The 25,731-nt window shown below is 71.0% G+C and carries 26 protein-coding genes; 19 read left to right on the top strand and 7 right to left on the bottom strand.

Annotated elements, in window-relative coordinates; translation table 11 throughout:
• Positions 1 to 47 precede the first annotated feature (47 nt).
• Positions 48 to 1,331, top strand: a complete 1,284-nt coding sequence (locus AKH00_RS17105; RefSeq protein WP_050723980.1) for a serine hydrolase domain-containing protein — start codon at positions 48 to 50, stop codon at positions 1,329 to 1,331.
• A 12-nt stretch (positions 1,332 to 1,343) separates the two neighbouring features.
• Here the strand turns inward: AKH00_RS17105 and AKH00_RS17100 are convergent, their stop codons facing one another.
• Positions 1,344 to 1,586, bottom strand: coding sequence for a hypothetical protein (locus AKH00_RS17100; protein WP_050723979.1), 243 nt, complete (start codon positions 1,584 to 1,586; stop codon positions 1,344 to 1,346).
• Entirely contained in the window at positions 1,573 to 2,973 is a 1,401-nt protein-coding gene (locus AKH00_RS17095; RefSeq protein ID WP_050723978.1) for an APC family permease, read from the bottom strand. The genes AKH00_RS17100 and AKH00_RS17095 overlap by 14 nt, the downstream gene beginning before the upstream one ends.
• Before the next feature lie 243 nt (positions 2,974 to 3,216).
• On the opposite strand from AKH00_RS17095, the gene AKH00_RS17090 reads away from it, so the two are divergent.
• The 3 genes from AKH00_RS17090 (at position 3,217) to AKH00_RS17080 (ending at position 6,095) form a co-directional block, all read left to right on the top strand.
• Positions 3,217 to 3,861 (top strand): MIP/aquaporin family protein, encoded by a 645-nt coding sequence (locus AKH00_RS17090; RefSeq protein ID WP_050723977.1) that lies wholly within the window; start codon positions 3,217 to 3,219, stop codon positions 3,859 to 3,861.
• Positions 3,862 to 3,951: 90 nt separating this feature from the next.
• Entirely contained in the window at positions 3,952 to 5,352 is a 1,401-nt protein-coding gene (locus tag AKH00_RS17085) for a hypothetical protein (protein WP_152926240.1), read from the top strand.
• 53 nt (positions 5,353 to 5,405) lie between these two features.
• Positions 5,406 to 6,095: a GOLPH3/VPS74 family protein gene (locus AKH00_RS17080; RefSeq protein ID WP_050723975.1), complete on the top strand. Its 690-nt coding sequence runs from the start codon at positions 5,406 to 5,408 to the stop codon at positions 6,093 to 6,095.
• Here the strand turns inward: AKH00_RS17080 and AKH00_RS17075 are convergent.
• On the bottom strand, positions 6,088 to 6,840 hold the full coding sequence (locus AKH00_RS17075; protein WP_050723974.1) for a DeoR/GlpR family DNA-binding transcription regulator: 753 nt from the start codon (positions 6,838 to 6,840) through the stop codon (positions 6,088 to 6,090). The genes AKH00_RS17080 and AKH00_RS17075 overlap by 8 nt on opposite strands.
• 55 nt (positions 6,841 to 6,895) lie before the next feature.
• Between AKH00_RS17075 and AKH00_RS17070 the strand changes: the two genes are divergently transcribed.
• Positions 6,896 to 7,261, top strand: a complete 366-nt coding sequence (locus AKH00_RS17070; protein ID WP_050723973.1) for an NUDIX hydrolase — start codon at positions 6,896 to 6,898, stop codon at positions 7,259 to 7,261.
• A 9-nt stretch (positions 7,262 to 7,270) separates the two neighbouring features.
• Here the strand turns inward: AKH00_RS17070 and AKH00_RS17065 are convergent, their stop codons facing one another.
• Positions 7,271 to 8,155 (bottom strand): SDR family NAD(P)-dependent oxidoreductase, encoded by an 885-nt coding sequence (locus tag AKH00_RS17065; protein WP_050723972.1) that lies wholly within the window; start codon positions 8,153 to 8,155, stop codon positions 7,271 to 7,273.
• Positions 8,156 to 8,198: 43 nt separating this feature from the next.
• On the opposite strand from AKH00_RS17065, the gene AKH00_RS17060 reads away from it, so the two are divergent.
• Positions 8,199 to 8,825 (top strand): DUF1684 domain-containing protein, encoded by a 627-nt coding sequence (locus AKH00_RS17060; RefSeq protein WP_050723971.1) that lies wholly within the window; start codon positions 8,199 to 8,201, stop codon positions 8,823 to 8,825.
• A 90-nt stretch (positions 8,826 to 8,915) separates the two neighbouring features.
• Here the strand turns inward: AKH00_RS17060 and AKH00_RS17055 are convergent, their stop codons facing one another.
• Complete coding sequence (locus AKH00_RS17055) at positions 8,916 to 9,098, bottom strand: hypothetical protein (RefSeq protein WP_050723970.1); 183 nt, start codon at positions 9,096 to 9,098, stop codon at positions 8,916 to 8,918.
• A gap of 307 nt (positions 9,099 to 9,405) precedes the next feature.
• Here AKH00_RS17055 and solA point away from each other — a divergent pair, with 307 nt between their 5' ends.
• The 7 genes from solA to AKH00_RS17020 all read left to right on the top strand — a co-directional run bounded on the left by solA (position 9,406) and on the right by AKH00_RS17020 (position 16,287).
• Positions 9,406 to 10,536: an N-methyl-L-tryptophan oxidase gene (solA, locus tag AKH00_RS17050; RefSeq protein ID WP_050723969.1), complete on the top strand. Its 1,131-nt coding sequence runs from the start codon at positions 9,406 to 9,408 to the stop codon at positions 10,534 to 10,536.
• A gap of 18 nt (positions 10,537 to 10,554) precedes the next feature.
• Positions 10,555 to 11,505, top strand: a complete 951-nt coding sequence (locus AKH00_RS17045) for an ABC transporter permease (RefSeq protein ID WP_050723968.1) — start codon at positions 10,555 to 10,557, stop codon at positions 11,503 to 11,505.
• A complete protein-coding gene (locus AKH00_RS17040) occupies positions 11,502 to 12,482 on the top strand; it encodes an ABC transporter permease (RefSeq protein ID WP_050723967.1) in 981 nt (326 codons plus the stop codon). The genes AKH00_RS17045 and AKH00_RS17040 overlap by 4 nt, the downstream gene beginning before the upstream one ends.
• Complete coding sequence (locus AKH00_RS17035; RefSeq protein ID WP_050723966.1) at positions 12,479 to 14,083, top strand: ABC transporter substrate-binding protein; 1,605 nt, start codon at positions 12,479 to 12,481, stop codon at positions 14,081 to 14,083. Before AKH00_RS17040 ends, AKH00_RS17035 begins: the two co-directional genes overlap by 4 nt.
• Before the next feature lie 97 nt (positions 14,084 to 14,180).
• Positions 14,181 to 15,050 (top strand): ABC transporter ATP-binding protein, encoded by an 870-nt coding sequence (locus tag AKH00_RS17900; protein ID WP_050723965.1) that lies wholly within the window; start codon positions 14,181 to 14,183, stop codon positions 15,048 to 15,050.
• On the top strand, positions 15,047 to 15,847 hold the full coding sequence (locus AKH00_RS17895) for an ATP-binding cassette domain-containing protein (RefSeq protein WP_050723964.1): 801 nt from the start codon (positions 15,047 to 15,049) through the stop codon (positions 15,845 to 15,847). Before AKH00_RS17900 ends, AKH00_RS17895 begins: the two co-directional genes overlap by 4 nt.
• 14 nt (positions 15,848 to 15,861) lie before the next feature.
• The gene (locus tag AKH00_RS17020; protein ID WP_050723963.1) at positions 15,862 to 16,287 is read left to right on the top strand and encodes a cupin domain-containing protein; all 426 of its coding nucleotides are present in this window, start codon (positions 15,862 to 15,864) and stop codon (positions 16,285 to 16,287) included.
• A 112-nt stretch (positions 16,288 to 16,399) separates the two neighbouring features.
• Here the strand turns inward: AKH00_RS17020 and AKH00_RS17015 are convergent, their stop codons facing one another.
• Both AKH00_RS17015 and AKH00_RS17010 read right to left on the bottom strand, forming a co-directional pair.
• Complete coding sequence (locus tag AKH00_RS17015) at positions 16,400 to 18,310, bottom strand: helix-turn-helix domain-containing protein (protein WP_050724053.1); 1,911 nt, start codon at positions 18,308 to 18,310, stop codon at positions 16,400 to 16,402.
• A gap of 114 nt (positions 18,311 to 18,424) precedes the next feature.
• Complete coding sequence (locus tag AKH00_RS17010; RefSeq protein WP_050723962.1) at positions 18,425 to 19,282, bottom strand: alpha/beta fold hydrolase; 858 nt, start codon at positions 19,280 to 19,282, stop codon at positions 18,425 to 18,427.
• Positions 19,283 to 19,489: 207 nt separating this feature from the next.
• Between AKH00_RS17010 and AKH00_RS17005 the strand changes: the two genes are divergently transcribed.
• From AKH00_RS17005 to AKH00_RS16980, 6 genes are all read left to right on the top strand, one after another.
• Positions 19,490 to 20,767: a hydroxymethylglutaryl-CoA reductase, degradative gene (locus AKH00_RS17005; protein WP_050723961.1), complete on the top strand. Its 1,278-nt coding sequence runs from the start codon at positions 19,490 to 19,492 to the stop codon at positions 20,765 to 20,767.
• Positions 20,764 to 21,747, top strand: a complete 984-nt coding sequence (locus tag AKH00_RS17000; protein ID WP_050723960.1) for a hydroxymethylglutaryl-CoA lyase — start codon at positions 20,764 to 20,766, stop codon at positions 21,745 to 21,747. The genes AKH00_RS17005 and AKH00_RS17000 overlap by 4 nt, the downstream gene beginning before the upstream one ends.
• Positions 21,744 to 22,973 (top strand): CaiB/BaiF CoA transferase family protein, encoded by a 1,230-nt coding sequence (locus AKH00_RS16995; protein ID WP_050723959.1) that lies wholly within the window; start codon positions 21,744 to 21,746, stop codon positions 22,971 to 22,973. Before AKH00_RS17000 ends, AKH00_RS16995 begins: the two co-directional genes overlap by 4 nt.
• Positions 22,970 to 23,809: an FAS1-like dehydratase domain-containing protein gene (locus AKH00_RS16990; protein ID WP_050723958.1), complete on the top strand. Its 840-nt coding sequence runs from the start codon at positions 22,970 to 22,972 to the stop codon at positions 23,807 to 23,809. Before AKH00_RS16995 ends, AKH00_RS16990 begins: the two co-directional genes overlap by 4 nt.
• Positions 23,810 to 24,040: 231 nt before the next feature.
• On the top strand, positions 24,041 to 24,694 hold the full coding sequence (locus tag AKH00_RS16985) for an FMN-binding negative transcriptional regulator (RefSeq protein ID WP_050723957.1): 654 nt from the start codon (positions 24,041 to 24,043) through the stop codon (positions 24,692 to 24,694).
• Positions 24,691 to 25,719, top strand: a complete 1,029-nt coding sequence (locus tag AKH00_RS16980; protein ID WP_050723956.1) for an ornithine cyclodeaminase — start codon at positions 24,691 to 24,693, stop codon at positions 25,717 to 25,719. The genes AKH00_RS16985 and AKH00_RS16980 overlap by 4 nt, the downstream gene beginning before the upstream one ends.
• Positions 25,720 to 25,731: the final 12 nt, after the last annotated feature.

Genomic DNA, 25,731 nt, shown 5'->3' with positions numbered 1-25,731 from the left:
GAAGGGCGTTCTAGACTCGGGAGACACGTCTTCCGGGGGTCCCTTCCATGCAGCTTCTCTCGTCACGCAGGTTCCGCGCAGCAGCGGCCGGCGTCGCCGTGCTCGGACTCGCCCTCACCGGGTGCACCTCGGAGCCGTCGTTCAGCTACGAACCGCCCGCCCAGGCGGACGGCGCTCTGCCCGACGACACAGTCGCCGCGATGCAGGATGCCGTGACGAATGCGCTCGCCGCCTCGGGTGCCTCCGGTGCGGTCGTGGGTGTCTGGGTGCCGTGGAGCGGCAGCTGGGTCTCGGGCGTCGGGACGCAGACGCCGGGGTCGGAGGACGAGATCACGACCGACATGGCGTTCCGCGTCGGGGATGTCACGCGCCTCATGACCTGCGATGTGCTGTACGGCCTCGCCGACGACGGCATCCTCGAGCTCGATGCCCCGGTGCCCGACTACGTGTCGGGCGTCCCGGATCTCCAGGACATCACGCTCCTCGACCTGTGCAACGGCACGAGCGGCGTCGGATCCTCCGAAGCGATCGCGAAGTCCGCGTGGCTGAACACGCCGGAGCGCGTGTGGGCCCCGCTCGAACTCGCCTCGTTCGGACTCGGCACGGCGCGCACCCCCGCGCACACTCAGTACCGCGACTCCGACGCCGGTTACCTGCTGCTCGGGCTCGCTCTGGAGCGCGCCTCCGGCCTCACGGCATCCGAGCTGATCTCGCAGTACGTCACGCAGCCGCTCGGGCTGCCGTCGACCTCGCTTCCCCGGGCCGCGGCCGCTGCGCCGTCGACCGGTCCGGTCATGGAGGGCCACTACCTGCCGGCGGTCGAGGGCGGGTACACGTGTGCGGCCCCGATAGACATCACGACGCTGTCGTCGAGCAGCGGGTTCACCGACTCGGGCGTGGTCTCCACGATCGAGGATCTCGGACGCTACGTGCAGGCGGAGGCCGCTCAGGCGCTGCGCACGAAGGAGGAGCCGAACCGCTTCGGTGCGCCTCTCCCCGCCTACGACGGGGCGCCGTCCTGGCAGCAGGCGACCGGCGGGGCCAGCCTCGTCGGCTCGCTCGTGGGCCAGTACGGCTGGACGCCCGGGTACGCCACCGCGGCGTACTCCGATCCGACCACCGGCTTCACCGTCGCGGTGTCGTTGAACGACTCGACCGCCGGCGGCACGTTCGCCGCCTACCTCGCGTGGGAGCTCGCGGCGATCGCCTCGAAGGCGCCTGCGGCCTCTGGTCAGACGGCTCCGGAGTTCGGGCTGCCGTTCACGGCGGAGCAGTGGCACCAGGCGATCATCGACAACGCCCTGCCCTGCGTAGCCCCGGTAGAGGGCTGATCCGGGCCGCGCTCAGACGGGCTGGCCGTCGTCGTCGAGTTCGACGCCGGGACCCGGGCCGGGGCGCACCGCGGCGTCGGGCAGTATGTCGATCCGCGTGTTCCCGTCGTGCTCGGTGACCTCGATGCGCGGCGCGGCGTCGGCTTCCGTGGACTTCGGGGCGGTGGTCAGCTGGTCGTGCCGCTTCTCGTCGAACGTCATGGCGTCCTTGCTCGTGCCGTTCGCGTCGGTGCTGGTGTCTTCAGGCGTGCTCATGGGGTTCCTCCCTGTTGTCGATGGTCGTCGTGCGGTGGTCTGCGGATCTCGGGCCGGTCGGGCGGGCGCGGCGCGCCCAGCGCGCCACGAGGTAGAGGACCACGCCGACCGCGAGCAGGATTCCCCCGAACAGCCACACCTGGCCTCGCTGCTGAGTGAGGAGCAGGATGCAGGAGGCGATGCCCAGCACGGGGACGACCGTCCAGATGCGGAAGTGGTCATGGTCCACGCGTTCGCGCCGCAGCGCGAGCACGGAGATGTTGACGCTGAGGAAGACGACCAGGAGCAGCAGCACGACGGTCTCCGCCAGGGTGGCGAGGTCGCCGATGAGCGTGAGCCCCATGGCGACGAGCGTTGTGGTGAGGATCGCGACCCACGGCGTCTTGCGGTTCGGGAGCACGCGACCCAGCGCGGCTGGCAGCAATCGCTGCTCCGCCATGCCGTAGGCGAGGCGGCTGACCATGATCATCGTCAGCAGCGCACCGTTGGCGACGGCGATGAGCGCGATGAGGCTGAAGAGCCAGGACGGGATGCTGACGCCGCTGGCCTCGACCACGGCGAGCAGCGGACCGCTGGAATCCTGCAGCTCGGATGCGGGCAGCGCGACCGAGCTCGCGATCCCGACGAGGATGTACACCGCGCCGGCGGTGAACAACGCGCCGAACAGCGCACGCGGATAGGTGCGGCTGGGTTCCTTCACCTCCTCGATCATGTTCGCCGATGTCTCGAAGCCGACGAACGAGTAGTAGGCGATCACGGCACCGCCCAGCACCGCCAGCGCGACCGGGGTGCCTTCCGGGGCATCGGTGAGGCGGGTGACGTCGCCGCCTCCGCCGGTGACGAGCATCGCCGCCACGACGACCACGATCACGAGACCGCTGAGTTCGATCGCGGTCATGACCAGGTTCGCCCCCATCGACTCGCGGATCCCGCGTGCGTTCAGCGCGGCGACGACAGCGAGGAACGCGATCGCCACGGGCGCGGCCGGCAGGTCGACCAACGTGGCGAAGTAGTCGCCGGCGAAGGCGAGAGCAAGACCTGCCGCGCTCGTGACGCCGGCGGCGAGCATGCTGAAGCCGACGAGGAACGACACGATGGGGCTGCGGAACGCGCGCTCCGCGAAGACGGATGCTCCCCCGGCGCGGGGATACTTCGTGACGAGCTCGGCGTATGAGCCGGCGGTGAGCAGCGCGAGCAGCAGAGCGAGCAGGAGCGGAGCCCACAGCATCCCGCCGACCTCCTGGGAGAGCACCCCCATGAGTGCGTAGATGCCGGCGCCCAGGACGTCGCCGAGAATGAACGCGAAGAGGAGGGGCCCGGTGATCGCGCGGCGCAGGCGCTCCGGAGCAGCCTCCGAGGACGGAGCGGGGCGGACAGGACCGGTCATCCCACCACGGTAGGCAGACGCAGCGATCGGCTCGACGGGGTTGACAGTGACGGAGGCCGCCGTCGAGGGCGATGGGAGCGCTCCGACCGTGTATTCAGGATTTTCACAGGATTGTTGCGATTCGTGTCGGGCGTCTGCCCGGCACATCGATATATTCGGTCTCGCACAGGGGGGGGGTGCGTCGCCGGCATACAGAGGCCGACGATGCGACTCGCCCTACCGACTCCAGAAAAGGGCACGCACATGACCGGAACTGCACGCAAGGCGCTCGCCGAAGCGATCGCGACCTTCCTCTTCGTCCTCGCCATCATCGCCGCGGTGAACAGCGAGAGCCCGCTGACGCCCCTCGCGATCGGCTTCACTCTCGCCGTGCTCGTCTTCTCGACCGGGCACATCTCGGGTGCGCACCTCAACCCGGCGGTCTCGGTCGGCGTCTTCCTGCGCGGCGGCCTCACCGTCACCGACTTCATCGCCTACCTCGTCGCCCAGTTCGTCGGCGGGGCGCTCGCGGCCCTCACGAGCTTCGCCGTCTGGCCGGCCGGCGCCGAGGCCAAGGTCGTCGAGATCGGACCGGCCTTCTTCGTCGAGGCGCTGTTCACGCTCATCCTCGTCTGGGTCGTGCTCAACACCGCGACCTCGAAGGACACCGACGGCAACTCGTTCTACGGTCTCGCGATCGGCGGCACCGTGTTCGTCGGCGCGGCGACGGTCGGCTCGATCTCCGGCGGAGGCTTCAACCCGGCCGTCGCGCTCGGTCTCTCGGTCGGCGGCTACTTCGATTGGGCCTCGCTCTGGCTCTACATCGTCGCCCCCGTGACGGGCGCGGTCATCGCCGCGCTACTGTTCCGCGTGCTGAACTCCGACGACGCCAAGAAGATCGGCGCCTGAGCCCTGCATCCGACACCGGGCGCCGAGTCCTCTTCGGAGGGCACGGCGTCCGCTGTCATGTCAACGTCGAAGGCTCAGAAGGGACTCGACATGCACACCTCAGAGAACATCCATCGCCCAGCGGTGCGGCTCGTCGAGGAGTACTTCGACGAGCCGATCGGCGTCGAACTGTATGCCCGGATACTCGGATCCCCGATCGAACACCTCGTGGAGCTGGCCGAGCGGATCCACGCGGGGATGGTCGCGATCGTGCCGGAACTCCCCGGTGCGGGACTGAGAGCTCCACGATCCGCGCACCTCTTCGACGAGCTCTACCTGCACGATCAGCGGAGCGGGGACGCGTTCACGAGTTCCACGCTGAAGACCGCGATCCTGTACTCCGAGAAGCTCGTGCTCCCGGACCCGTGTCTCGATTGGGCGGAGGATCTCGCGGGGCGGGGCAGCATTCTGGGCGTCAACGCGTCCGACGCGCCGCGCGAGGCGCTCTCGCTGAAGAACGCGATCCGACGGCTCGAGCCGCTCCTCCCTCTGATCGACGGTGGTGCCGTCACTCTCCTCCCTTCGCCCGCGCATCTGCGGCTCGACCCGTTCTCGATGCAGACTCTCGATGACTTCGCGCACGATCGCGGTGCCGGATCGGGGCGGTATCGGCTCGCGCACCGCGAGGATCCCCTGCTCGCGTGGACCCTCGTGAACAAGTTCTCCCCGGTGGACGCGTGGGTGTACCGAGAGACCTGGGGGCTCGACCCTCTGACGGAGTTCTTCGAAGCCGCTCATAACGTGGCCAACGAGGCGGCGTACGACTCGAGTCTGCGTCTGGTGCCGGATGCGGTGCTGGCGGACGTTTTCGGCGCAGTGAACGATCAGGAGATCACCGACGCGCTGTCGATGCAGCGGTTGTCCGAGGGTCTTCCGGTCATCCCGTTCACGAACAGCGCTGTCGTGCGCGATCATCTCGTCCAGAGCTCCCGTGTGCTCTTCGGTGAGAAGCCTCGTCAGCGAACCGAAGAGCGTCGAGGTATTGAGGCGGCCGTGCACTACCAGCTCCCTGGCGTCAGCAACGTCACTCTGGACGATGTCGTCCGGCTCAGACTGAACGACGACGTACATCACGAGATGCGCCAGGGGTTGACCGCTCTCGCGGGTGCGGTCGCGGCGGGCGGCCACGACTCCAGTTACGCGAGCTTCTCGGCGGGATTCGCGGAACTCTCGTCGCATCACCTCCGAGACCGCCTGGAGAGGCTGGAGGCGGCGGCGACGCGAACGAAGCGGAAGGGGACGATCGCTGGATGGATCACGAGCGCGTTCGTCTCGTTCTCCATGAACGCCCTCCTCCTCGCCGTAGGGCCGGATCCGGTCACCGAGGGGCTCGCGCGTGCAGGCGGGAACGCGGTGGCGAATGCGGCTAAATCGGGCGTCGACCAGGAGACGTCTCGCAGGACCCGCGACATCGACACCGTGCGTACGCTGATCGGCACCCTGGGGGAGTGAAGTCATCCCCACGGTGGATGCCGGGCGTCGGCCGGTCGACGTAACGTGAAAGCATGCTGATCGTCGAAGAGCTCCACATGCTCCTCCTCCGCCCGGACGGCCGCGTCGAGACCTCGGTGAGCGTCAACCGCCTGTACGGCGAGGTCGCCGCCGTCCTCACCGACCTCGCCCTGCGCGGACGCATCCGCCTCACGGAGGAACGGCATCCGATCGTCGAGATCGCGTCGACCGAACCCACCGGTCATCCCGTGCTGGACTCGACGCTCGATCGCATCGTGCACATGCGCGGCAAGCGTCTGCAGTCGCTCATCATGCGACCTAAGCTCGACCCGCTCGACGTCGTCGTGGAGTCGCTCGTGGTGCAGGGAGTGCTGATCCGCGGGGAGCGCGGCTTTTTCGGCTGGGGATCGGCACGCACCCCGGAGTCCGATCCCGCGCCGGAACTCGTGCTCCGCGCGCGCCTTGCCGAGGTGATCGCCGGCACGCGGGAGGCGACCCGTGCGGACCTGTCGCTGCTGAGCATCCTGCAGAACCTGGGAGCCGCGCACGCGATCCTCCGCGAGGAGTGCGCGGGCGCATCGGCGAAGGACCTGAAGGCGCGCATCGAGGAGCTCGTCTCCGGCTCGACCGACGCGTCCGGTGCGGTCGTGGGGGATGCCGTGGCGGCCGCGCTCAACACGGCGATGGCCGCGGCGATGATGGCGGCCATGACCCCGGCGGTCGTCGCGGCCACGGTCAGCTGAACGTCGCTCCCGAGGTCCCCGGGAGCTCGGCGAGGACGGGATTGCGGTCGAGCGGATCGGCGACGACTCCGTGCACGGCGTCCAGGTCGAGCACGGGGAAGCGCGAGGCGACCCCGATCTTCTCTTCGCTGCCCAGCACCAGGACGCGGGAGCTGCGGGCTGCGAGCGCGCGCTTCGTCACGGCGTCGTCGAGCTCACCGGTCGTGAGGCCCGCGCGCGGGTCGATCCCCGTGACGCCGAGGAAGAACAGATCGGCGGCCAGGTGCTGCACGGCCTCCATCGCGAGCGATCCGCCGGCGACCATCGAGTGGCGGGAGAGTTCCCCTCCGATCATCACGATGCGCGCCTCGGACTGCTGAGCGACGGCGATCGCCACGGCGGGGCTCGGCGTGATCACGGTCAGGTCCGAGCGACGAGGCAGCAGGGCGGCCATCGCGAGCGTGGTGGTGCCGGCGTCGAGGATCACGGTCGATCCCGGGGGGATGAGCTCGACGGCCCGCTGTGCGACGCGCGCCTTCGATTCCGTGGCGAGCGAGGCCCTGGCGTCGACGGGCCGGTCGGCGGGTGCCACGGGCAGCGCTCCGCCGTAGACGCGCACCAGTTCGCCGGCATCCGCCAGTTCGCGCAGGTCCCGGCGGATGGAGTCTTCCGAGACTCCGAGCGCGCGGGCGACGTCTTTCGCGACGACGCGACCGTCACGCCTCAGGATCTCCTGCAGATGGGCCTTGCGCTGCGCACCGAGCATCTTGTTCCTTCACGAAGTTTCACGTTTGTGCACGGTTAACGCTACAGTCTCCGGCATGAACACACCACTCCTGATCCTGATCGCCGGCCCCTACCGTTCTGGAACCGGCGGCGATCCCGACCTCATCGCCGCGAATCTCGCACGTCTCGAGCAGGCCGCCGCCCCCATCCACCGCCTGGGACACGTCCCGATGATCGGCGAGTGGGTCGCGCTGCCGATCCTGCGAGGGATGGGACCTGAGGAGACCGCGGAGGGCGACGTCATGTACGAGACGGCGCACCGGCTCCTCCAGCACTGCGACGCGGTCCTCCGACTTCCGGGCGACTCGACCGGAGCCGACAAGGACGTCGAGATCGCCCTCGAGCGGGGGCTCCCCGTCTACCGGACCATCGACGAGATCCCGACGCTGGCCGACAGGTGACGGCCCAGCTCAGGCGTCGAAGCGCACTCCGGTGAGGCGCTCGGCGGCCGTCCACAGCGCAGCACCGAGCTGGGGCGAGCGCACCGGGTCGGAGGCCCGCACGCGCGCAGGAGCACCGCGGAACTCGAGCAGCCCGCCCGGACCCCAGTAGTCGCCGCCCGTGGCGTCGGCGGATATCGCGGCGTGCACGACGGGCAGCGCCCCGGCATCCTTGCCCTGAACGAGCACGCGCGTCGGCGCCGCGAGCGCCCGCGAGATCGGAGAGACCTCGGCGAGCCCGTCGCGCTGCGGGGTCAGGGGATCGACCGCGTACCCCGGATGCGCGCACAGCGCGGACCGTGCCGTGCCGCGCCACCGGCGGTCGAGCTCGAACGTGAGGGCCATGAGCGCGGCCTTGGAGCGCCCGTACTGGCGCAGCGACGAGCCCGCCCAGGGGGCGTCGAGGGCGGCAGGGTCGAGGTGCGCGAAGCGGTGCGCGATCGACCCGACCGCGACCACCCGGGCGTCTTTCGAGAGCACGGGGGTGAGCCCCGCGAGCAGTGCGAAGTGACCCAGTGCGTTGGTCCCGATCATGAGGTCGAGTCCGTCGGCGGTGCGCGCCTCGCGGGTCGCCGCCTTGACCCCGGCGTTGCAGATCACGGCGTCGATCCGCTCGTCCACGGCGGCGGCAGCCCGGGCGATGGCGCCGAGGTCTCCGAGGTCCAGCGGGAGCACGTCGATCTCCGCCTCCGGCGCGTGCGCGCGGATCGACGACGCCGCGACGGCGGCCCGTTCGGGGGAGCGGCATCCGAGCAGCACTCGGGCGCCCCTCGCCGCGAGCCGCTCGGCGCACCAGTATCCGATGCCCGCGTTCGCTCCGGTGACGAGCACGGTGCGCGCGACGGGGGAGGTCATGTCTCCCAACCTACGTCGTCGGGGCTCGCGTAGCCTGAGGAGCATGACTGGCACGAGTGCACGCACCGCCGTCGAGGTCGTCGACTGGCGGCGGAGGATCTTCGCCCTGTACGCCGAGATCCGTCGGGCCGACAGCCCGGAGGAGGCGCATGAGCTGTGGCGCATCGAACGCGACGAGCTCATGCTCCGGCATCCGGCGACCGCCCTGCTCCCCGAGGACCGCGTCCTGTTCGAGGGGCTGCCGATCGTGTCCTACGATCCCGCCTGGCGGTTCGAGCTGCCGATCCTCGACGCCGAGCCCGGAGGGTTCGAGTTCGCGACGGGTACGGACGGAGTCGTGCCGTTCGAGAGGATCGGCCGCGTCGAGGTGCCGGATGCCGGGTCGCTCGACGTGTGGCGCCTGATGTCCTACGGAGGCGGACTGTTCATCCCCATCCGCGATGCGCTCGCCGGTCGGGCGGGCGGCACCTACGGCGGCGGACGCTACCTGATCGACACGATCAAGGGCGCAGACCTCGGAGCGGATGCCGAGAAGGGCACGCTCGTGCTCGACTTCAACTTCGCCTACAACCCCTCGTGCGCGTACGACCCGGCATGGGCGTGCCCCCTCGCGCAGCCGGGCAACGTCCTCGACGTGCCGGTGCCGGTGGGGGAGATGTACGCGGGCTGAGTCAGGTGCGGCGTGCGAGGCGCGCGCCCGCGATCAGCCCCGCGGTGGCGGCGCTGCCGACGAGCACCCACGCGAGCCAGCGGGGCACGGTCAGCCGCCCGACGGGTTCTCGAGCGGCGCGCCGTCGTCGTCGGTCGTCTGGTCGTCGAGTGTCTGCTGCACGTCGTCGTCCTGGTCGGATGACTCGTCCGGCTGGTCGGGAGCGCCACCGGAGGCCGTGTCGGCCTCCTCGTCGACTCCCGGCGTCCCCTGGGTGTTGGACGGATCGCTCATGGTCCTCTCCTCTGTCTCGTGCGGTTGCCTTCTGCGGTTGACCGGCGACGCTACGCCCGCCGTGTCGCGAACACTCAGGGGCTTGACCGCGGTGCGGTGAGGAGAGACACTCGCGAACCGTGACCGAAACCGCGCCGAAACACAGCGGCATCAGCGGCGTCACATCCGCCCGCATCCGGTGACGACCGCACACTGCACGCCGCCCACCATGGGTGGACCGTCCATGGTCGCCCTCGCCCAGCCCCTCCACACTGAACGTCACACACAGTCGTCGTCGCGCGGAGCGACACGGAGGAGACGGGGAGTCATGGAGTCGTTCGAGGTCGCAGTCGTCGGGATGGGAGCGCTCGGCAGTGCCGCCACCTACCACCTGGCCCGTCGCGGAGCCCGGGTCGTGGCTCTCGAGCAGTTCGAGCTGGGGCACGTGCGCGGAGCCTCGCACGACACCTCTCGGATCGTGCGCACCTCGTACGGAGCGAGCGCCTACGTGCGCCTCGCGCAGTCCGCATACCGCGACTGGGCGGACCTCGAAGCCGAGTCGGGGGAGCGCCTGCTCACCATCACCGGCGGCATCATCATGCTGCCCGTCGACGGCCCGTACTCGGCATCCGACTTCACCGCGGCTCTCACCGAGTGCGAGGTGGAGCACGAGCTGCTCGCGCCCGACGAGGTGCAGCGCCGCTGGCCGCAGTTCCGCGTTCCCGAGAACGTCGAGACCGTGTACACGGCCGACACGGGAATCGCGCACGCCTCTCGCACGGTCGCCACGCTCCAGATGCGCGCTCGCGTGCACGGCGCCGACATCCGCGACCGCACCCCGGTGCTCGCGCTGGAGCCGGACGGCGACGGGGTGATCGTCCGCACCGCGCACGGCGACATCCGCGCGGGCAAGGTCATCGTGACCGCGGATGCGTGGACGAACGAGCTGCTCGATCCGCTGGGCGCGACGATCCCGCTCGACATCATGCAGGAGCAGGTCAGCTACTTCCGGCCCGAAGACGACGGGCAGTACGATCGCTCGTCGTTCCCCGTCTGGATCTGGGAGGACGAGGAGTGCTACTACGGCTTCCCGACCTTCGGCGAGCCGACCATCAAGGCCGCGCGGGACGTATCGGAGAACCGGATGACGCCGGCGACGCGCTCGTTCGTCCCCTCGCCCGAACTCATCGAGCAGCTCACGGGGTTCATGCACGACGTGATCCCGGGATCCGGCCCGGAGCTGCGCACCGTCACCTGCCAGTACGCGCTCACGAAGGACCGCCGGTTCGTGCTGAGCGCGTTGCCCCAGCATCCCGACATCATCGTCGGACTGGCCGCCGGTCACGGCTTCAAGTTCACTCCCGCGCTCGGTCGTGTTCTCGCCGAGCTCGCGCTCGACGGGGAATCGACCGACGATCTCAGCGAGTTCGCCGCCGCGGACGCCATGGCTCCCGCCTGACGGACGGATGACGCGATCGTGACCCGATACATCCTGCAGCGCGTGCTGTCGTCGCTCCTCGTGCTGTTCATCCTGTCGGTGCTCGTGTTCTCGATGGTCCGGGTCATCCCGGGAGATCCTCTCGCCGCGTTCGTCGACCCCGCGAACCCCGACCCCGCGAAGCTCGCGGCGCTGCGCGCCGAGCTGGGCCTCGACCGGCCGTGGATCACCCAGTACTTCTCGTGGCTGATGGGCGTCGTGCAGGGCGACTTCGGTCGGGCCATCACGATCCCGGGGGAGGTGTCGGGTCTGATCGCGACGCGGCTGCCCCTGAGCCTCACGCTCGCGGTCATGGCGACCGTGTTCGGCACCGTGATCGGCATCCCCGCCGGGGTGCTCGCCGCCACCCGCTGGCGGACAGCGCCCGACCACCTCGTGCGCGGCTTCTCGTTCGTGCTGCTCGCCACGCCGCCGTTCGTGCTCGGCACCGTGCTGATCCTCGTCAACTCGCTCACGCTGCGCCTGCCACTCGTGGGCTATGCGGGCGCGGCGAACGACCCGCTGCGCGCGATCGGCGTGCTCATCCTGCCCGCCCTGCTCATCGGGATCGTGCTCGCGGCGATCGTCGCCCGGTACACGCGGGGCACGCTGCTGGACACCCTCGGTCAGGACTTCGTGCGCACGGCGCGGGCGAAGGGCGCCTCGCCGGCGCGCCTGGTCGGGCGGCACGCGCTGCGCAACGCCCTGATCCCCGTCACGACCGTGATCGGCATCGAGCTCGCGGCGCTCGTCGGCGGCACCGTCGTGATCGAGGCCGTGTTCTCGCTTCCGGGCATGGGGTCGCTGCTGCTCACCGGCATCCGCTCCTCCGACTATCCGATCATCCAGGCCACGGTGCTGCTGATCGGGGTCGTCTACGTGGTGATCAACTTCGCCGTCGACCTGCTCTATCCGCTGATCGATCCCCGAGTGAGAGTGCACACGCGATGACCGTCACGAGAGAACTCGCCCTCGCCGAGGTCGCCGGACGGCGTCCGCGTCGCCGCCGCTTCGGTCCGTCGTTCTGGAGCGGTGCCGGGATCCTGGTCGTCATCCTCGCCGTCGCCGGCTGGATGACCCTGTGGCCGCTGCACGACCCGTTCGTCGCCTCCGGTCCCGCGCTGGCACCGCCCGACCTCGATCACCCGCTCGGCACCGACAACCTCGGTCGCGACACCTTCACGCGTCTCGCGCTCGCCGCGCGCACGAGCCTCGTGATCTCGGGCGCGGCCGCTCTGCTCGGCGCTGTGATCGGCACGGTGTTCGGTCTCGTCGCGGGTTACGTCGGAGGGTGGGTCGACGCGGTCATCATGCGCGTGGTCGACGCGGTGCTCGCCCTGCCCGCGATCCTCGTCGCGCTCGTCGTGGGCGTCGTGATCGGCAACGGGCCCTGGCCCCTGATCCTCGCGCTCGGGCTGGTGTTCGCGCCCGGTTTCGCCCGGGTCATGCGCGCCCCCGTGATCGCCCTCCGCGAGCGCGACTTCGTGCTCGCCGCGACCCTGAGCGGCGTCCGCCCCGCGCGCGTGATCGTTGAGCACCTGCTGCCGAACGTGCTGACGCCGCTGTTCGTGCAGTTCGCCTCGGTGGCCTCGCAGGTCGTGCTCATCGAGGCGGCACTGAGCTACCTCGGCCAGGGCGTGCAGGCGCCCGAGCCGTCCGCCGGACGCATGATCAGCGAGTTCACCCGCTTCATGCAGATGCAGCCGCTGCTCATCATCCTTCCGTCGCTTGTGATCATCCTCCTCTCGGCGGCGTGGAACCTCCTCGCCGACGGACTGCAGGACTACCTCGCGCCCCGCCGCGAGCCCGCGTTCTCGCTGGGCGGGCGCTCCGCCCGCCGCGCCGCTCGCGCCGCGGGCCGCGCCACCGCTTCCCCCGACCGCACCACCCCATCCATGCACCACACCCGAACGGAGCACAGCTCATGAACAGACGACACTGGGCCGGACGAGGCTGGACCGGCCGACGCTGGGCCGCGACCGCAGCCGTCGCCGCAGCGACCCTGGCGGTCGCCGGATGCTCGGCCGGCGGAGGCGCCGGTACCGGCGACGGCGATGCGGGAGACCCGGTCTCCGGCGGCACCCTCACCTGGGGCGTGCCCGCGGAGCCCTCGGCCGGCGGCATCGACCCCATGGTGGCCTCGGCGATCGCCGCCGAGGTGATCGACTCGATCGCCTACGACACCCTTCTCACGCGCGACGACGACGGCACGGTCGAACCCGCCCTCGCGACCGAGTGGGAGCAGCCCGACGAGCTCACGTGGGTCTTCCAGCTGCGCGACGACGTGACGTTCGCCGACGGCTCGCCCTTCGACGCGGGCGATGTCGTGTACTCCTTCGAGACGCGCAAGGACGGAGGCACGAACGCCACCTACCTGAACCTGATGGAGAGCGTCGAGGCGACGGGCGATCACGAGGTGACGTTCCACTTCAGTGCGCCGGACGGCACGTTCCTCGACGCCGTCTCGGCGCGGCAGACGTTCCTCATCGTGAGCGAGGAGGCCTACGGCAACGCCTCGGAGGAGGAGCGCCAGACGACGACCGTCGGAACCGGTGCGTTCCAGGTCACCGAGTGGAAGCAGGGCGTCTCGGTCACGCTCGAGAAGAACGAGAACTACTGGGGCGAGGAGCCCTATCTCGACACGATCGTGTTCGAGCTGTACCCCGACGAGAACACCCTGCTCGCCGCGGTGCAGCAGGGCAGCGTGCAGGCCGCGTCGTTCATCGACGGCAGTCTCGCGCAGCAGGCCGCGTCGTCGGGCTTCACCCTCGGCGACGCCGCGTTCCGACAGAACCTCGCGATCTACATCAACCCCGAGCAGGGACCGCTGGCCGACATCGACGTGCGTCGTGCCATCTCGCTCGCGCTCGACCGTCAGGCGATCGTCGATACCGCGATGCTCGGCAACGCCGGCATCTCGTTCGTGCCGCCGGCGGGTGACCCCGGCGCCACGGATGCCGCGAAGCTGCCGTACTACGAGCGCGACGTCGACGAGGCGAAGCGCTTGCTCGCGGAGGCCGGCCAGCCCAACCCCGAGATCACCCTCAGCTACATGGGTGATGTCGCGGCGGCCCACCACCCTGTCTACGAGATGATGCAGCAGCAGCTGGCCGAAGCGGGCATCACCCTAAACCTCAAGGCCACACCGCTCGCCGAGATCTCGCCGATCTTCACGACGGGCGAGTCCTGGACCGACCTCGTGGCGATCCCGGGCAGCCCCCGCGCCTCGGCTGCCTACTACCTGGAGCCGGTGCTGCTCGAGGGCGGCTACTACAACCACTGGGACGGCAACCCCGACGCCGAGAAGGCCCGTGAGCTGCTCGTGCAGGCGAAGTCCGCCGCCACGCCCGAGGAGTACAACGACCTCGTGGCGCAGCTCGCGAACGAGGCCGCCGACAAGGCGCTCGAGTTCGTGCCCGCCGCGGTGCCGGTGTACTTCGAGGTCTGGGACGCGAACAAGCTCCACGACTACACGAACGACGCGTTCTACTCGCGCTCCGCACTCGACCACGCCTGGTTGACGCAGTGACACCCCGCCCCGGCGCCCGGCCTCCGGGCGCCGGGGCACCCCACCCGCGGATCGGCGCCGGCCGACCGATCGCCCGCAGCAGAGGAACGAGATGCGCATGACCGACGACACCGACGCCCTCCGCGTCGACGACCTCAGCATCGCCTACGGCGGGGCGCCGCCCTCGGTCTCGGGTGTGTCGCTGCGTGTGCGCAAGGGCGAGATCGTCGGCGTGATCGGCGAATCCGGCAGCGGCAAGTCGAGCATCGCGCTCGCCATGATGGGCCTGCTGCCCGATTCGGCCCGCGTCACGGCCTCGCGGCTCGACGTCGCCGGCCACGACATGAACGGCGCGCGCGAACGTGATTGGACCCGCGTGCGCGGCGTCGCCGCCTCGATGGTCTTCCAGGAGCCGATGTCGGCGCTGAACCCCTGCATGCGCATCGGCGCGCAGATCGCCGAGGTGCTGCGGATCCACGGCACAGCCGACAAGCGGCAGGCGCGTGCCCGGGCGCTCGAGATCCTGCAGCTCGTGCAGATGCCGGATGCCGAACGGCGCCTCGACTACTACCCGCACCAGCTGTCGGGCGGCCAGCGCCAGCGCGTCGTGATCGCCATCGCCGTCGCGGCGGGCCCCGACCTGCTCGTGGCCGACGAGCCGACCACCGCGCTGGACGTCACCGTGCAGGCGCAGATCCTCGACCTCATCCGCGGGCTCCGCGACGAGACGGGCATGGGCGTGCTGTTCATCAGTCATGACCTGGGCGTCATCGGCCAGCTCTGCGAGCGCGTGGCGGTCATGTACCGCGGCCGGGTGGTGGAGTCGGGTTCGGCTCGCCGCGTGCTCGACGACCCGCAGCATCCCTATACCCGGGCCTTGCTCGAGAGCATCCCCCGTCCGTCCGTCCCGGTGCGCTCTCCGCTCGCCGTGATCCCTGCCGTGAACGACTTCGCCGAGGTCGCCCCGGTGCTCGAGGAGGCCTCATGACCGCCGACGTGCTCGCCGACGACGCGCTCGCCGACGTGCTGCGGGTGCGCAACGTCACCCAGCGCTTCGGCCACGGCGCCGACACCATGACCGCACTCGACGACGTGAGCCTGACGGTGCCCCGCGGGCAGACGCTGGGGCTCGTGGGGGAGTCGGGGTCGGGCAAGAGCACGCTCGCCCGCGCCATCCTGCTCATGCGCGCCCCCACGTCGGGGTCGATCGAGTTCGACGGCGTCGACGTGACGGGTCTGCGCGGCAGCGCGCTGCGCCGTCACCGCCGGCGGGTGCAGATGGTGTTCCAGGACCCCAACGACTCCCTCGACCCGCGCTTCACGGTCGCCCGGTCGATCGCCGAGCCCCTCGTCGCCGCGGGCGTCGGGGCGAAGGAGCGCCGTCGCCGCATCGCCGACGCGCTCGACCGCGTGGCGTTGCCCATGGACGCCGCCGGCCGCTTCCCGCACGAGTTCTCGGGCGGTCAGCGTCAGCGCATCGCGATCGCGCGCGCGATGGCCGCCGACCCGGAGTTCGTCGTGCTCGACGAGCCCACCTCGGCGCTCGACGTGTCGGTGCAGGCGCAGGTGCTCAACCTGCTCGTGCAGCTGCAGCAGGACACCGGGGTGACGTACCTCTTCATCACGCACAACCTGTCGGTCGTGCACCACATCGCGCACCGCGTGGCGGTCATGCACCGCGGCCGCGTGGTCGAGGAGGGCACGGGCGAGCAGGTCATGAACGCCCCGCAACACGAGTACACGCGATCGCTGCTCGACTCCATGCCGGTGCTGTACCGGACCTGACGGGAGGATTCCGCATGCGCGTGCAGAAGCGCGGGGACGACAGCCACGACTGGGAGCTGTACCACGGCGAGGGCCGCATCGGCATCGAGTGGTACTTCCGCCAGACGACGGCGCTCCCCACCTCGGTCATGCTCTACCGCCTCGAGCCGGGCGCCGAGGAGGGCCAGCACCATCACCTCGACGACGACCCCGACAGCTGCTCGCCGAACAGCTCCGACGAGATGTACATCGTCACGCGCGGCGAGGTCGTGATCACGGCCGGCGACGAGCGCCGCACGCTGCGGGTCGGCGATGCGTTCTACGCGCCGGAGGGCATGCGGCACGGGGTCCGCAACGAATCGGATGCCGTCGCCGAGCTCGTGCTGGTCTTCGGCCCGCGGGGCCCGCATCCCTTCCCGCAGACCGGCGTCGAGATCTTCGACGCCGAGGCCGAGCGGTAGGCGCGGCCCGCACGCTGTGCAGGAGATCGCACGATCGGAAGGATGCTGTGCGGCATCCTCTCCTGCGGGGCGGGTGATCTCCTGCCGGGCGCGCGCGGCGTACGTCGCGGGGTCAGGCCGCCGGGCCCTGCAGCCGCTCGCGGAGTTCGTCGAGCCGCACGGCGATGCCGATGCGGAACATGCGCTCGTCGTCGCGCCACCCCGCGCCGAGCACGTGGTCGAGCCGGTCGAGGCGCTGCAGGATCGTGTTGGTGTGGAAGTTCAGCGCGCGGGCCGTGCGCGTCGGGCTCGCGTTGTGCCGCACGAATGCGCGCAGCGTGCCGAGCAGGTCGGCGTTGCGGTCGGCGTCGTAGGCGCGCACGGCGCCGATCGTGTCTCGCAGGAACGTCGACAGCCCGTGCGCGTCGGTGTCGAGCACCGCCGAGTACGGGAGGAAGTCCTCGACCCGCGCGGTGAGGCCGCCCACCCCGAGGGCCGCGAGCAGGCGTGCTGTTCGCCGCGCCGAGAGGAACGCCGCGGGCAGCGGATCCTTCGCGGGCGGAGGCACGACGACCGTTGCCTCGTCCTGGATCGCAGCGGCGACCTGCGTGCGGACTCGCTCGGGGTCGACCTCGGTGCGGGCGCCGGCGAGCGCGGCGACGACGAAGCCGCGGTATTCGCCCACGAGCGCTCGGTCATCGAGGGAGCGGGAGAGGGCACGGGCGGCCGTGGCCTGCTGGTCGCCCGGCACCGCCAGCAGCAGCAGCGAGTCGAGGGCCGCCAGGTCGACGTCCAGGCGCCGGGCGCGGCGCTCGACGTCGGAGCGGCGCTCGGGCACGTCGTCGAGGAGGTCGGCGATGAGCTCGCTGCGCACCCGGCGGTCGGCACCCGACGCCGCCTCCTGCTGGAGCTCCAGCAGCGCGCCGACCTGTGCGGCCCGCTCGATCGTGCGCAGATCGACCGCGCCGAGTTCGAAGGCGCCGTCGCCGAGCAGCAGGGCCCCGAAATGCCGGCTGCCGGCGGTCAGAGCCGACACCGCGCGGACACCGGGCTCCGCGACCGGCACGCAGTGACCGTGACGGCGGCTCTCGGCAAGCGCCGCCCGCACCGGCTCGTCGAGCGACAGCATCCCGGGGGCGAGCGGGAGCCCCGCCGCGGCGATCACGTTCTCCTGCGCGTCGATGATCGCGACGGCGCGGCCGAGAGCCGAGGCGAGGGTCTCGGCGACGGGCGCGAAACCGCCGCCGGCGAGCACCGCCTGCACCAGCTCCTGGTGCACGGTGTTGGCGCGGTCGCGCTCGACGAGGTGCGCCGTGAGGCTCTCGAGGGTGCGGCGGCTCGCATCCTCCGAGACGCGCAGGTCGCGCAGGGTCTGCGTGGTCTGCAGGATGACCGACGCGTGGTCGGCCAGCGCCGACAGCAGCGCCACCTCGTCGGGGGAGAACTCCTTCTTCTCGCGGTTGCCGACGAACAGCACGCCGAGCACGTCGTCGCTGCTGAGCATGGGCACGCCGAGCAGGGACACGAGTCCCTCGGCCGACACCGCGTCGTCGATCCCGGCGTCGTGGCGGTCGGCCGTGTACAGGGCGTAGTCGGCCGCCCAGTGCGCCGAGCGCGACTCGACGACGACGCTCGCGAGTCCCCGTCCCGGCGGCACTCGCAGCTGCTGGAAGGACGCGCTGACCGAGCCGCTGGTCTCGCGCACCCGGAGCTCCGAGGTGTCGGGGTCGAACTCGGAGAGGTAGGCGAGGTCGACGCCCATCATCTCGCGAGCGCGCTGCACGAGTCGCGCGAGCACGGCGTCGCTGTCGCGCAGCTCTGCGAGCTCGCGTGCGCTGGAGAACAGGGCGGTCAGCTCGTGCTCGCGCCGCCGGAGCCGGGAGAGCTCGCGCTGGGTCCGCGCCACACGATCCGCCAGGAGAGCGGCGTCCGCATCGCTCGCGCCGAGTCGTCGGAGCGCGTCGCTCACACCTGTGGGACCGACGAGCTCGGGGTCGTAGGCGGCGTCGAGGAGAGCGGCGATCGCGTCGTCGTGTTCGGGCATCGTCGTCCCTTCCGGAGAGCGCGGCGCCGGGAGGCGTCCGACTTCAGTGTCGAGCATGACCCTTGCCGCCCTCAAATCGCTGGGATCGCCGCCGTCGGATCGTCGGCGCGGGAATCAGCGCGCGCCGCGCTGCTCCTCGCCGCGGGCGGCCGTGCGCAGCAGGGCGGCGGCGAGATCGGGCCACAGCTCGTGCGGGATGAGGTGCCCCATGTCGGGATGCACCTGCAGCTCGGAGTCGGGGATCGCCTCGGCGATGTCGACCGCGGACGCCCAGTGCAGCACGTCGTCGTCGCGCCCGTGGAAGACGAGTGTCGGGACGCGGACGCGGCCCAGAGCCTCAAGCCGTTCGGGAGCCCGCCGCAGGGCGGCCCATTGCCGGCTGAACCCGGCCGGGTGGTAGCCGCGATCGTAGGCCTCGCCCGCGGCTCGCACGTGCCACTCGACCTGCGGGTCGTACCGGCCGGGCCCGCCCGCCTGCACCGCGGCGGCGGCGAACGCGACGGCCTGCTCGCGCGTGACGCGCACCGGCGGCTCGGCGAGCTCGGGACGTTCGCCGTGCAGCACGTAGCGGCGGGACTGGCCGGGGATCGTCGAGAGCAGTCCGAGGCTGCGCACGCGCTCCGGATGCTCGATCGCGAGCACCTGCGCCATCATGCCGCCCATCGAATGTCCGGCCACGTGGGCCGAGTCGACGCCCAGCTCGTCGAGGACACGCAGCACGTCCTCCGCGAGATCGATGAGGTCGTAGCCGCCGTCGACCTCGTCGTCACCGCCGAAGAGCTGTGAGAGTCCGGTGTCGCGGTTGTCGAAGCGCACGACGCGCAGGCCACCGGCCGTCAGCAGACGGATGAACTCCTCGTCCCAGCTCAGCAGCTGCGCACCGCCGCCAGAGACGAGCACGAGCACGGGGTCGTGCTCCGAACCGAACACCTCGTAGTAGAGGCGCACGTCGGCGGTTTCGGTGTACGGCATCGGTTCTCCTCGCGCTTCGGGGGCGGGGCCGCGGTGCGGGCGTGGTGCGAGTCTAGGTTCGTCTCGGGGCGGACGAGATGTGAGGACCGCATACAGAGAGGCCCCGGCGATGAGTGTTCCACCCATCGTCGACCCCGACGCACGCTCCTAGTGTCATCTGTGACCACAGCGCCGAGGACCCGGTCGCTGGACGAAGGAAGGTGGCCGATGCCGACCAACAGCCGAATCTCCGGACTGCGTGACCACACGCCCGACGAGCGGCTCGCTCTCGTCGCCGAGGGGGCGGGGCTCGACGCCGACGCCCTGCAGGCGCTGCGTCCGGACGGCGGCCTCTCGCTCGCCCAGGCCGACCACATGATCGAGAACGTTGTGGGCATGGTCGGGATCCCGGTCGGAGTGGCCACGAACTTCACGATCGACGGCCGTGACCACCTCGTGCCCATGGCCACCGAGGAGCCGAGCGTCGTCGCCGCCGCCTCGAACGCGGCCCGTATGGCCCGCGCGCACGGCGGCTTCACCACGTCCTACACGGGCGACGTCATGATCGCCCAGATCCAGGTGCTCGACGCGGTGGACCCGCACGGTACGCGCTTCGCGCTGCTGGAGGCGAAGGACGAGCTGCTCGCCCTCGCCAACGAGCAGGACCCGATGCTCGTGTCGCTCGGCGGCGGCGCCTTCGAGATCTCGGTGCGGGTGCTGCCCACCCGCGCCGGCACGCAGGTCATCGTGCACCTGCACGTCGACGTCCGCGACGCGATGGGCGCGAACGCCGTCAACACCATGGCCGAGGCGATCGCCCCGCGCATCGCCGAGGTCGCCGGCACACGCACCCTGCTGCGCATCCTCACCAACAAGGCCGAGCTGCGCCTCACCCGCGCCCGCGCCGTGTTCGACGCCGAGATGCTCGGCGGAGCGCAGGTCGTCGACGACATCGTCGCCGCGAGCGCCTTCGCCGAGGCGGACGCCTACCGCGCCGCCACGCACAACAAGGGCATCATGAACGGCATCACGGCGGTCGTGCTCGCGACCGGCAACGACACCAGGGCCGTCGAGTCCGGATGCCACTCGCACGCCGTGCGCGCCGGTGGCTACACCGCACTGTCGCAGTTCGAGAAGGATGCCGACGGCAACCTCGTCGGCACCCTCGAGGTGCCCCTCGCGGTCGGCCTCGTGGGCGGCGCCACACGGGCGCACCCCACCGCGCAGGCCGCCGTGCGCCTGCTCGGCGTCGAGACGGCCCGCGAGCTCGCCGGCGTGATCGCCGCGGTCGGCCTCGCGCAGAACCTCGCCGCGTGCCGCGCGCTCGCCGCCGAGGGCATCCAGCGGGGGCATATGACCCTGCACGCCCGCACGATCGCCGCCTCGGCGGGCGCGGAGGTCGACGAGATCGGCGCCGTCGCCGCGCGCATCGTCGCCGACCGCCGCATCCGCGTCGAGCACGCCCGCGAGGTGCTCGCCGAGCTGCGCGCCGGGGCATCCGCATGACCGACGCGCTCCCCGCCCCCCGGGTCGTCCGCGAGGAGGGCCTGCCGGCCCGCGTCACGGTGTTCGAGGTCGGGCCCCGCGACGGCCTCCAGGCCGAGACCGACATCATCCCCGCGCCGATCAAGGCCCAGCTGTGCCGACGGCTGTACGCCGCGGGCAGCCGCGACGTCGAGGTGACGAGCTTCGTGCCGCCGACGTGGATCCCACAGCTCGCCGACGCCGAGCAGGTCGTCGCGGCGCTCGAGGTGCCCGAGGGCGCGCGGGCCGTCGGACTGGTGCCGAACCTGCGCGGTCTGCAGCGCGCGCTCGACGCCGGCATCCGCGAGGTGTCCGTGGTGGTGAGCGCAACCGAGTCGTTCGCCCAGGCGAATCTCAACACGACCCGCTCGGGCGCGATCGACCGCGCGGTCGAGGTGATCGCCGAGGCGACCCGTCAAGGCGTGCCGGTGCGCGGGTATGTGTCGATGGCGTTCGGCGACCCGTGGGAGGGCGCCGTCGAGTCCGACGCCGTCGTCTCGGCGGCCGGCGCCCTGCACGAGGCGGGTGCCCGAACGATCGCCATCAGCGACACGATCGGCGTCGCGACGCCCGGTCACACGGCGTCGATCATCGGCGAGGCGCGCGCGGCCGGCATCCCCGTCGAGGCGATCGCCCTGCATCTGCACGACACCTACGGCCAGTCCCTCGCCAACGTGCACGCCGCACTGCGCCTGGGCGTCGCGGAGTTCGACTCCTCCGTCGGGGGCCTCGGCCGCTGTCCCTACGCGAAGGGCGCGACCGGTAACCTCGCGACGGAGGACCTCGTGTGGATGCTGCACGGGCTGGGCATCGAGACGGGTCTCGATCTCCGCGCCCTGGCCGCCACCACGCTCTGGCTCTCCCGCATCCGCTCCGTCCGCCCCGCATCGAACGTCGCCCGTGCGTTCCAGGCCGCGGGGCTCGACGCCCCCGACTACGCCCAGGAGGTCACCCCCGCATGATCGACACCACGCTCCCGGCCCCCGGCGCGCTCGCCGGCGTCACCGTGATCGACCTCTCGCGCGTGCTCGCCGGGCCCTACGCCTCGCAGACCCTCGCCGACCTCGGCGCGACCGTCATCAAGGTCGAGAACCCGCGCGATCCCGACGTCTCGCGCGGCTTCCCGCCCTACCTCGCGAACGGCGACGAGGAGTTCAGCGCGTACTACGCCCAGTACAACCGCGGCAAGCTCGGCGTCGGCCTCGACCTCGCGACGCCCGAGGGCAAGGAGGTCCTGAAGGACCTCGTGCGGGGCGCCGACATCCTCGTCGAGAACTTCCGCCCGGGCACGATGGAGAAGCTCGGCGTCGGCTACGAGGTGCTGCGCGAGGTCAACCCGCGACTCGTGTACACCGCCATCTCGGGGTACGGCCGCACGGGCTCGCGCAGCCGGCGCCCCGCGTTCGACAACACGGCGCAGGCCGCGGGCGGCATCTGGTCGATGAACGGCTATGCCGACCAGCCGCCGGTGCGCGTCGGCGTCACGATCGGCGACCTCTCCGCGACCCTCTTCGCCGTGATCGGCACGCTCGCTGCCCTGCGTCACGCCGAGGCCACGGGCGTCGGCCAGGTCGTCGACGTCGCGCAGGTCGACAGCATCGTCGCGCTCACCGAGACCGCCGTGGTCGACTACACGGTCACGGGCACCGTCGCGTCGCCGCAGGGCAACGCGCACGCCTGGGTGCGGCCGTACGAGCTCTTCGACTGCGCCGACGGCCAGGTGTTCTTCGGCGCGTACACCGACAAGCTGTGGAACGCGAGCTGCGACCTGTTCGGCACGCCCGAGCTCAAGGACGACCAGGAGATCGACACCATGCGCAAGCGGTTCGACGACGACGTGTACGAGCGCCGCGTCAAGCCGATCGTCGCCGGATGGCTCGCGACCCGCACGAAGCAGGAGCTCGAGGACCTCGCGGGCGACGTGGTGCCGCTCACCGCGATCAAGACGATCGGCGAGGTCGTCGACGACCCGGGCACGGCCGAGCGCGACATGATCGTCGAGGCCGACTACGGCGACCTCGGCACGCTGCGCATGTTCGGCCAGCCGATCAAGCTCTCCGAGACGCCCGCGACACCCGCCCGCACGGCCAACCGCTTCGCGGAGCACGCTGACGAGGTGCTCGCCACCTACGCCGGCTACGACGCCGCGCGCATCGCCGAGCTCCGCGCCGCGGGCGCGCTGCCGTGACGTCCGCGGCAGCGCGCGTCGTGCGCACCGAGCCGATCACGACGGGCACGGTCGGGGCGTACCGCGGCACGTTCGCGGCATCCGATCCCGTGCTCGACGCGGGCGACGTGCTGCCCGCGGGGTGGGAGGGCGTGTTCTTCCCGTTCGCCGTGCCGCTCGCCGACCTGCGCCCGGACGGCACGCCCGCGCGGGACGGCGTCGTGCCCGAGATCGACCTGCCCCGGCGGATGTACGCGGGCGAGACGACGGAGTTCCTGCGGCCGATCCGCGTCGGCGACGAGGTCACGCAGACCACGACGCTCGGCGGCGTCGTCGAGAAGTCGGGCTCGCGCGGTCGGCTGACCTTCGTCGACATCGACCGTGAGTACGCGGTCGACGGGGAGGTCGCGGTGCGCAGCGTCTGGCACGACGTGTTCCTCGAGGCGGCCGACCCCGATGCGCCGCAGCGCGCCCCGCAGCCGCAGCCGCAGGTCGCGGCCGAGGCCGACTGGGTCGAGGAGATCGCGCTCGACGCGCGGCAGCTGTTCCGCTTCTCGGCGCTCACCTTCAACACGCACCTCATCCACTACGACCGGGCCTGGGCGCGCGACGTCGAGGGCCTGCCCGACCTCCTCGTGCACGGACCGCTCACGCGCATCCTGCTCATGGACGCGGCCCGGCGCCACGCCCACGGACGTGTGCCCGCCCGTCTCGACGTGCGGGCGATCGCGCCCATCCTCGTCGACCGGCCGCTGCGGCTCGTGGGGGGCGGCGCGACGGGCGACGGCCTGCGCGTGACGGCCCTCGACGCCGACGACGTCGTGCTCGCCACCGCCGACATCGCGTTCCACCACTGACCCTCTGGGGCGTATCGCTGTGCGCACAGCACAGTTCGCGGGCAAGCACTGTCGTTACAGAACATTGCCGCCGGTGCCGTGCCTCCGTAGCGTGAATATGGCGGATGACGCCGTCGCCCCTCGCCTTTCGAATCGCTTGATGTACGACTTCGGGCCGACCATTCCCGCAATTCAAGCGATTCGAAAATTCACTCGACAGCCCGACTCGACAGCCACCGACCTGGAGACGCCATGAGGCACAACCCCGACTACGCGCTCGACGACGTCGACGCCGTGCGCGCGCTCGTGCGCGAGAACCCGTGGGCGACGATCGTCAGCCACGTGCCCGGTGCGGGGCTCGTCGCCTCGCACTACCCGGTGCTGCTCGAGGAGGATGCCGACGGCATCGTGCTCGTGAGCCACGTCGGCCGCCCCGACGAGCGCCTGCACGAGCTCGGACAGCACGAGACCATGGTGATCGTCTACGGCCCGCAGGGCTACGTCTCGCCGGGATGGTACGAGTCCTCGCCGGCGGTCCCCACGTGGGACTTCGCCGTCGCACATCTGCACGGCACCCCGGAGTTGCTGTCCGACGAGGAGAACCTCGCGGTGCTCGACCGGCTCGTCGCCTGGTTCGAGAGCCCGCTGCCCGACCCGTTCCTCATGCACCGCACGCTGGAGAACACCGCGTACGCCGAGCGGATCGTGCACGGCACGGTGGGCTTCCGGCTGCGGGTCGAGCGCATCGAGGCCAAGGACAAGATGAGCCAGGACAAGCCGGCGGCCGTCATCGCGCGCGTCGTCGAGGCGCTGCGCCGCCCCGGCCCCTACGAGAACCCGAAGCTCGCCGACCGCATCGCGGCGGTCAACCATGAGGTGCTGCAGGCACAGGAGGAGACAGCATGACCGCGTTCGTCGGAGTGCAGGACATGGTCGAGTGGATCACGCGCCGCGGCGCGGAGACCATCATGACCGAGATGGCCGACACGATCGAGGCCGACTTCCGTCGGTGGGAGTCGTTCGACAAGAGCGAGCGGGTCGCGAACCACACCCCGTTCGGGGTGATCGAGCTCATGCCGATCAGCGACCCCGACACGTACGCCTTCAAGTACGTCAACGGGCACCCGTTCAACCCGGGACGCGGGTACCAGACAGTGACGGCGTTCGGGGTGCTGGCCGACGTGCACAACGGCTACCCGGTGTTTCTCGCCGAGATGACGATGCTCACGGCCCTGCGCACGGCGGCGACCTCGGCGATGGTCGCCCGTCGTCTCGCGCGCCCCGACTCCACGACCATGGCGATGATCGGCGCGGGCAGCCAGGCCGAGTTCCAGGCGCTCGCGTTCCGCGGTGTGCTCGGAATCTCGCGCCTGCGCGTCTTCGACGTCGACCCGGCGGCCTCGGCGAAGTTCGTGCGCAACCTCGAGTCGCGCGGCTTCGACATCACGGTGTGCTCCTCGGCGTCCGAGGCCGCGGCCGGCGCCGATGTCGTGACGACGTGCACGGCCGACAAGGCGGTCGCGCAGGTGCTGACCGACGCCGATGTCGCCCCGGGCATGCACATCAACACGATCGGCGGCGACTGCCCCGGCAAGACGGAGCTCGACCCGCGCATCCTCGACCGGGGTCCGGTGTTCGTGGAGTTCACGCCGCAGACGCGGGTGGAGGGCGAGATCCAGAACGTCGCCTCCGACTTCCCCGTCACGGAGTTCTGGCGGGTGCTCGACGGCACGGCGCCGGGCCGCACGAGCACGGAGCAGGTGACGATCTTCGACTCGGTGGGCTTCGCGCTCGAGGACTTCTCGGCCCTGCGCCACCTGCGGGCCGACCTCGCGGGCAGCGGTCTCGACACCGAGATCGACCTCGTCGCGGCCCCCGACGACCCCAAGGACCTGTTCGGCTTCGCGACCTCCCCCGTCCCCGTCGCCTGACGCCGCGAGAAA

It is taken from the genome of Microbacterium sp. GCS4, assembly GCF_001262495.1.
GTDB lineage: Bacteria > Actinomycetota > Actinomycetes > Actinomycetales > Microbacteriaceae > Microbacterium.
The sequence above is the reverse complement of the archived record's forward strand: the minus strand, read 5'-3'. Positions and strand labels throughout refer to the sequence as shown.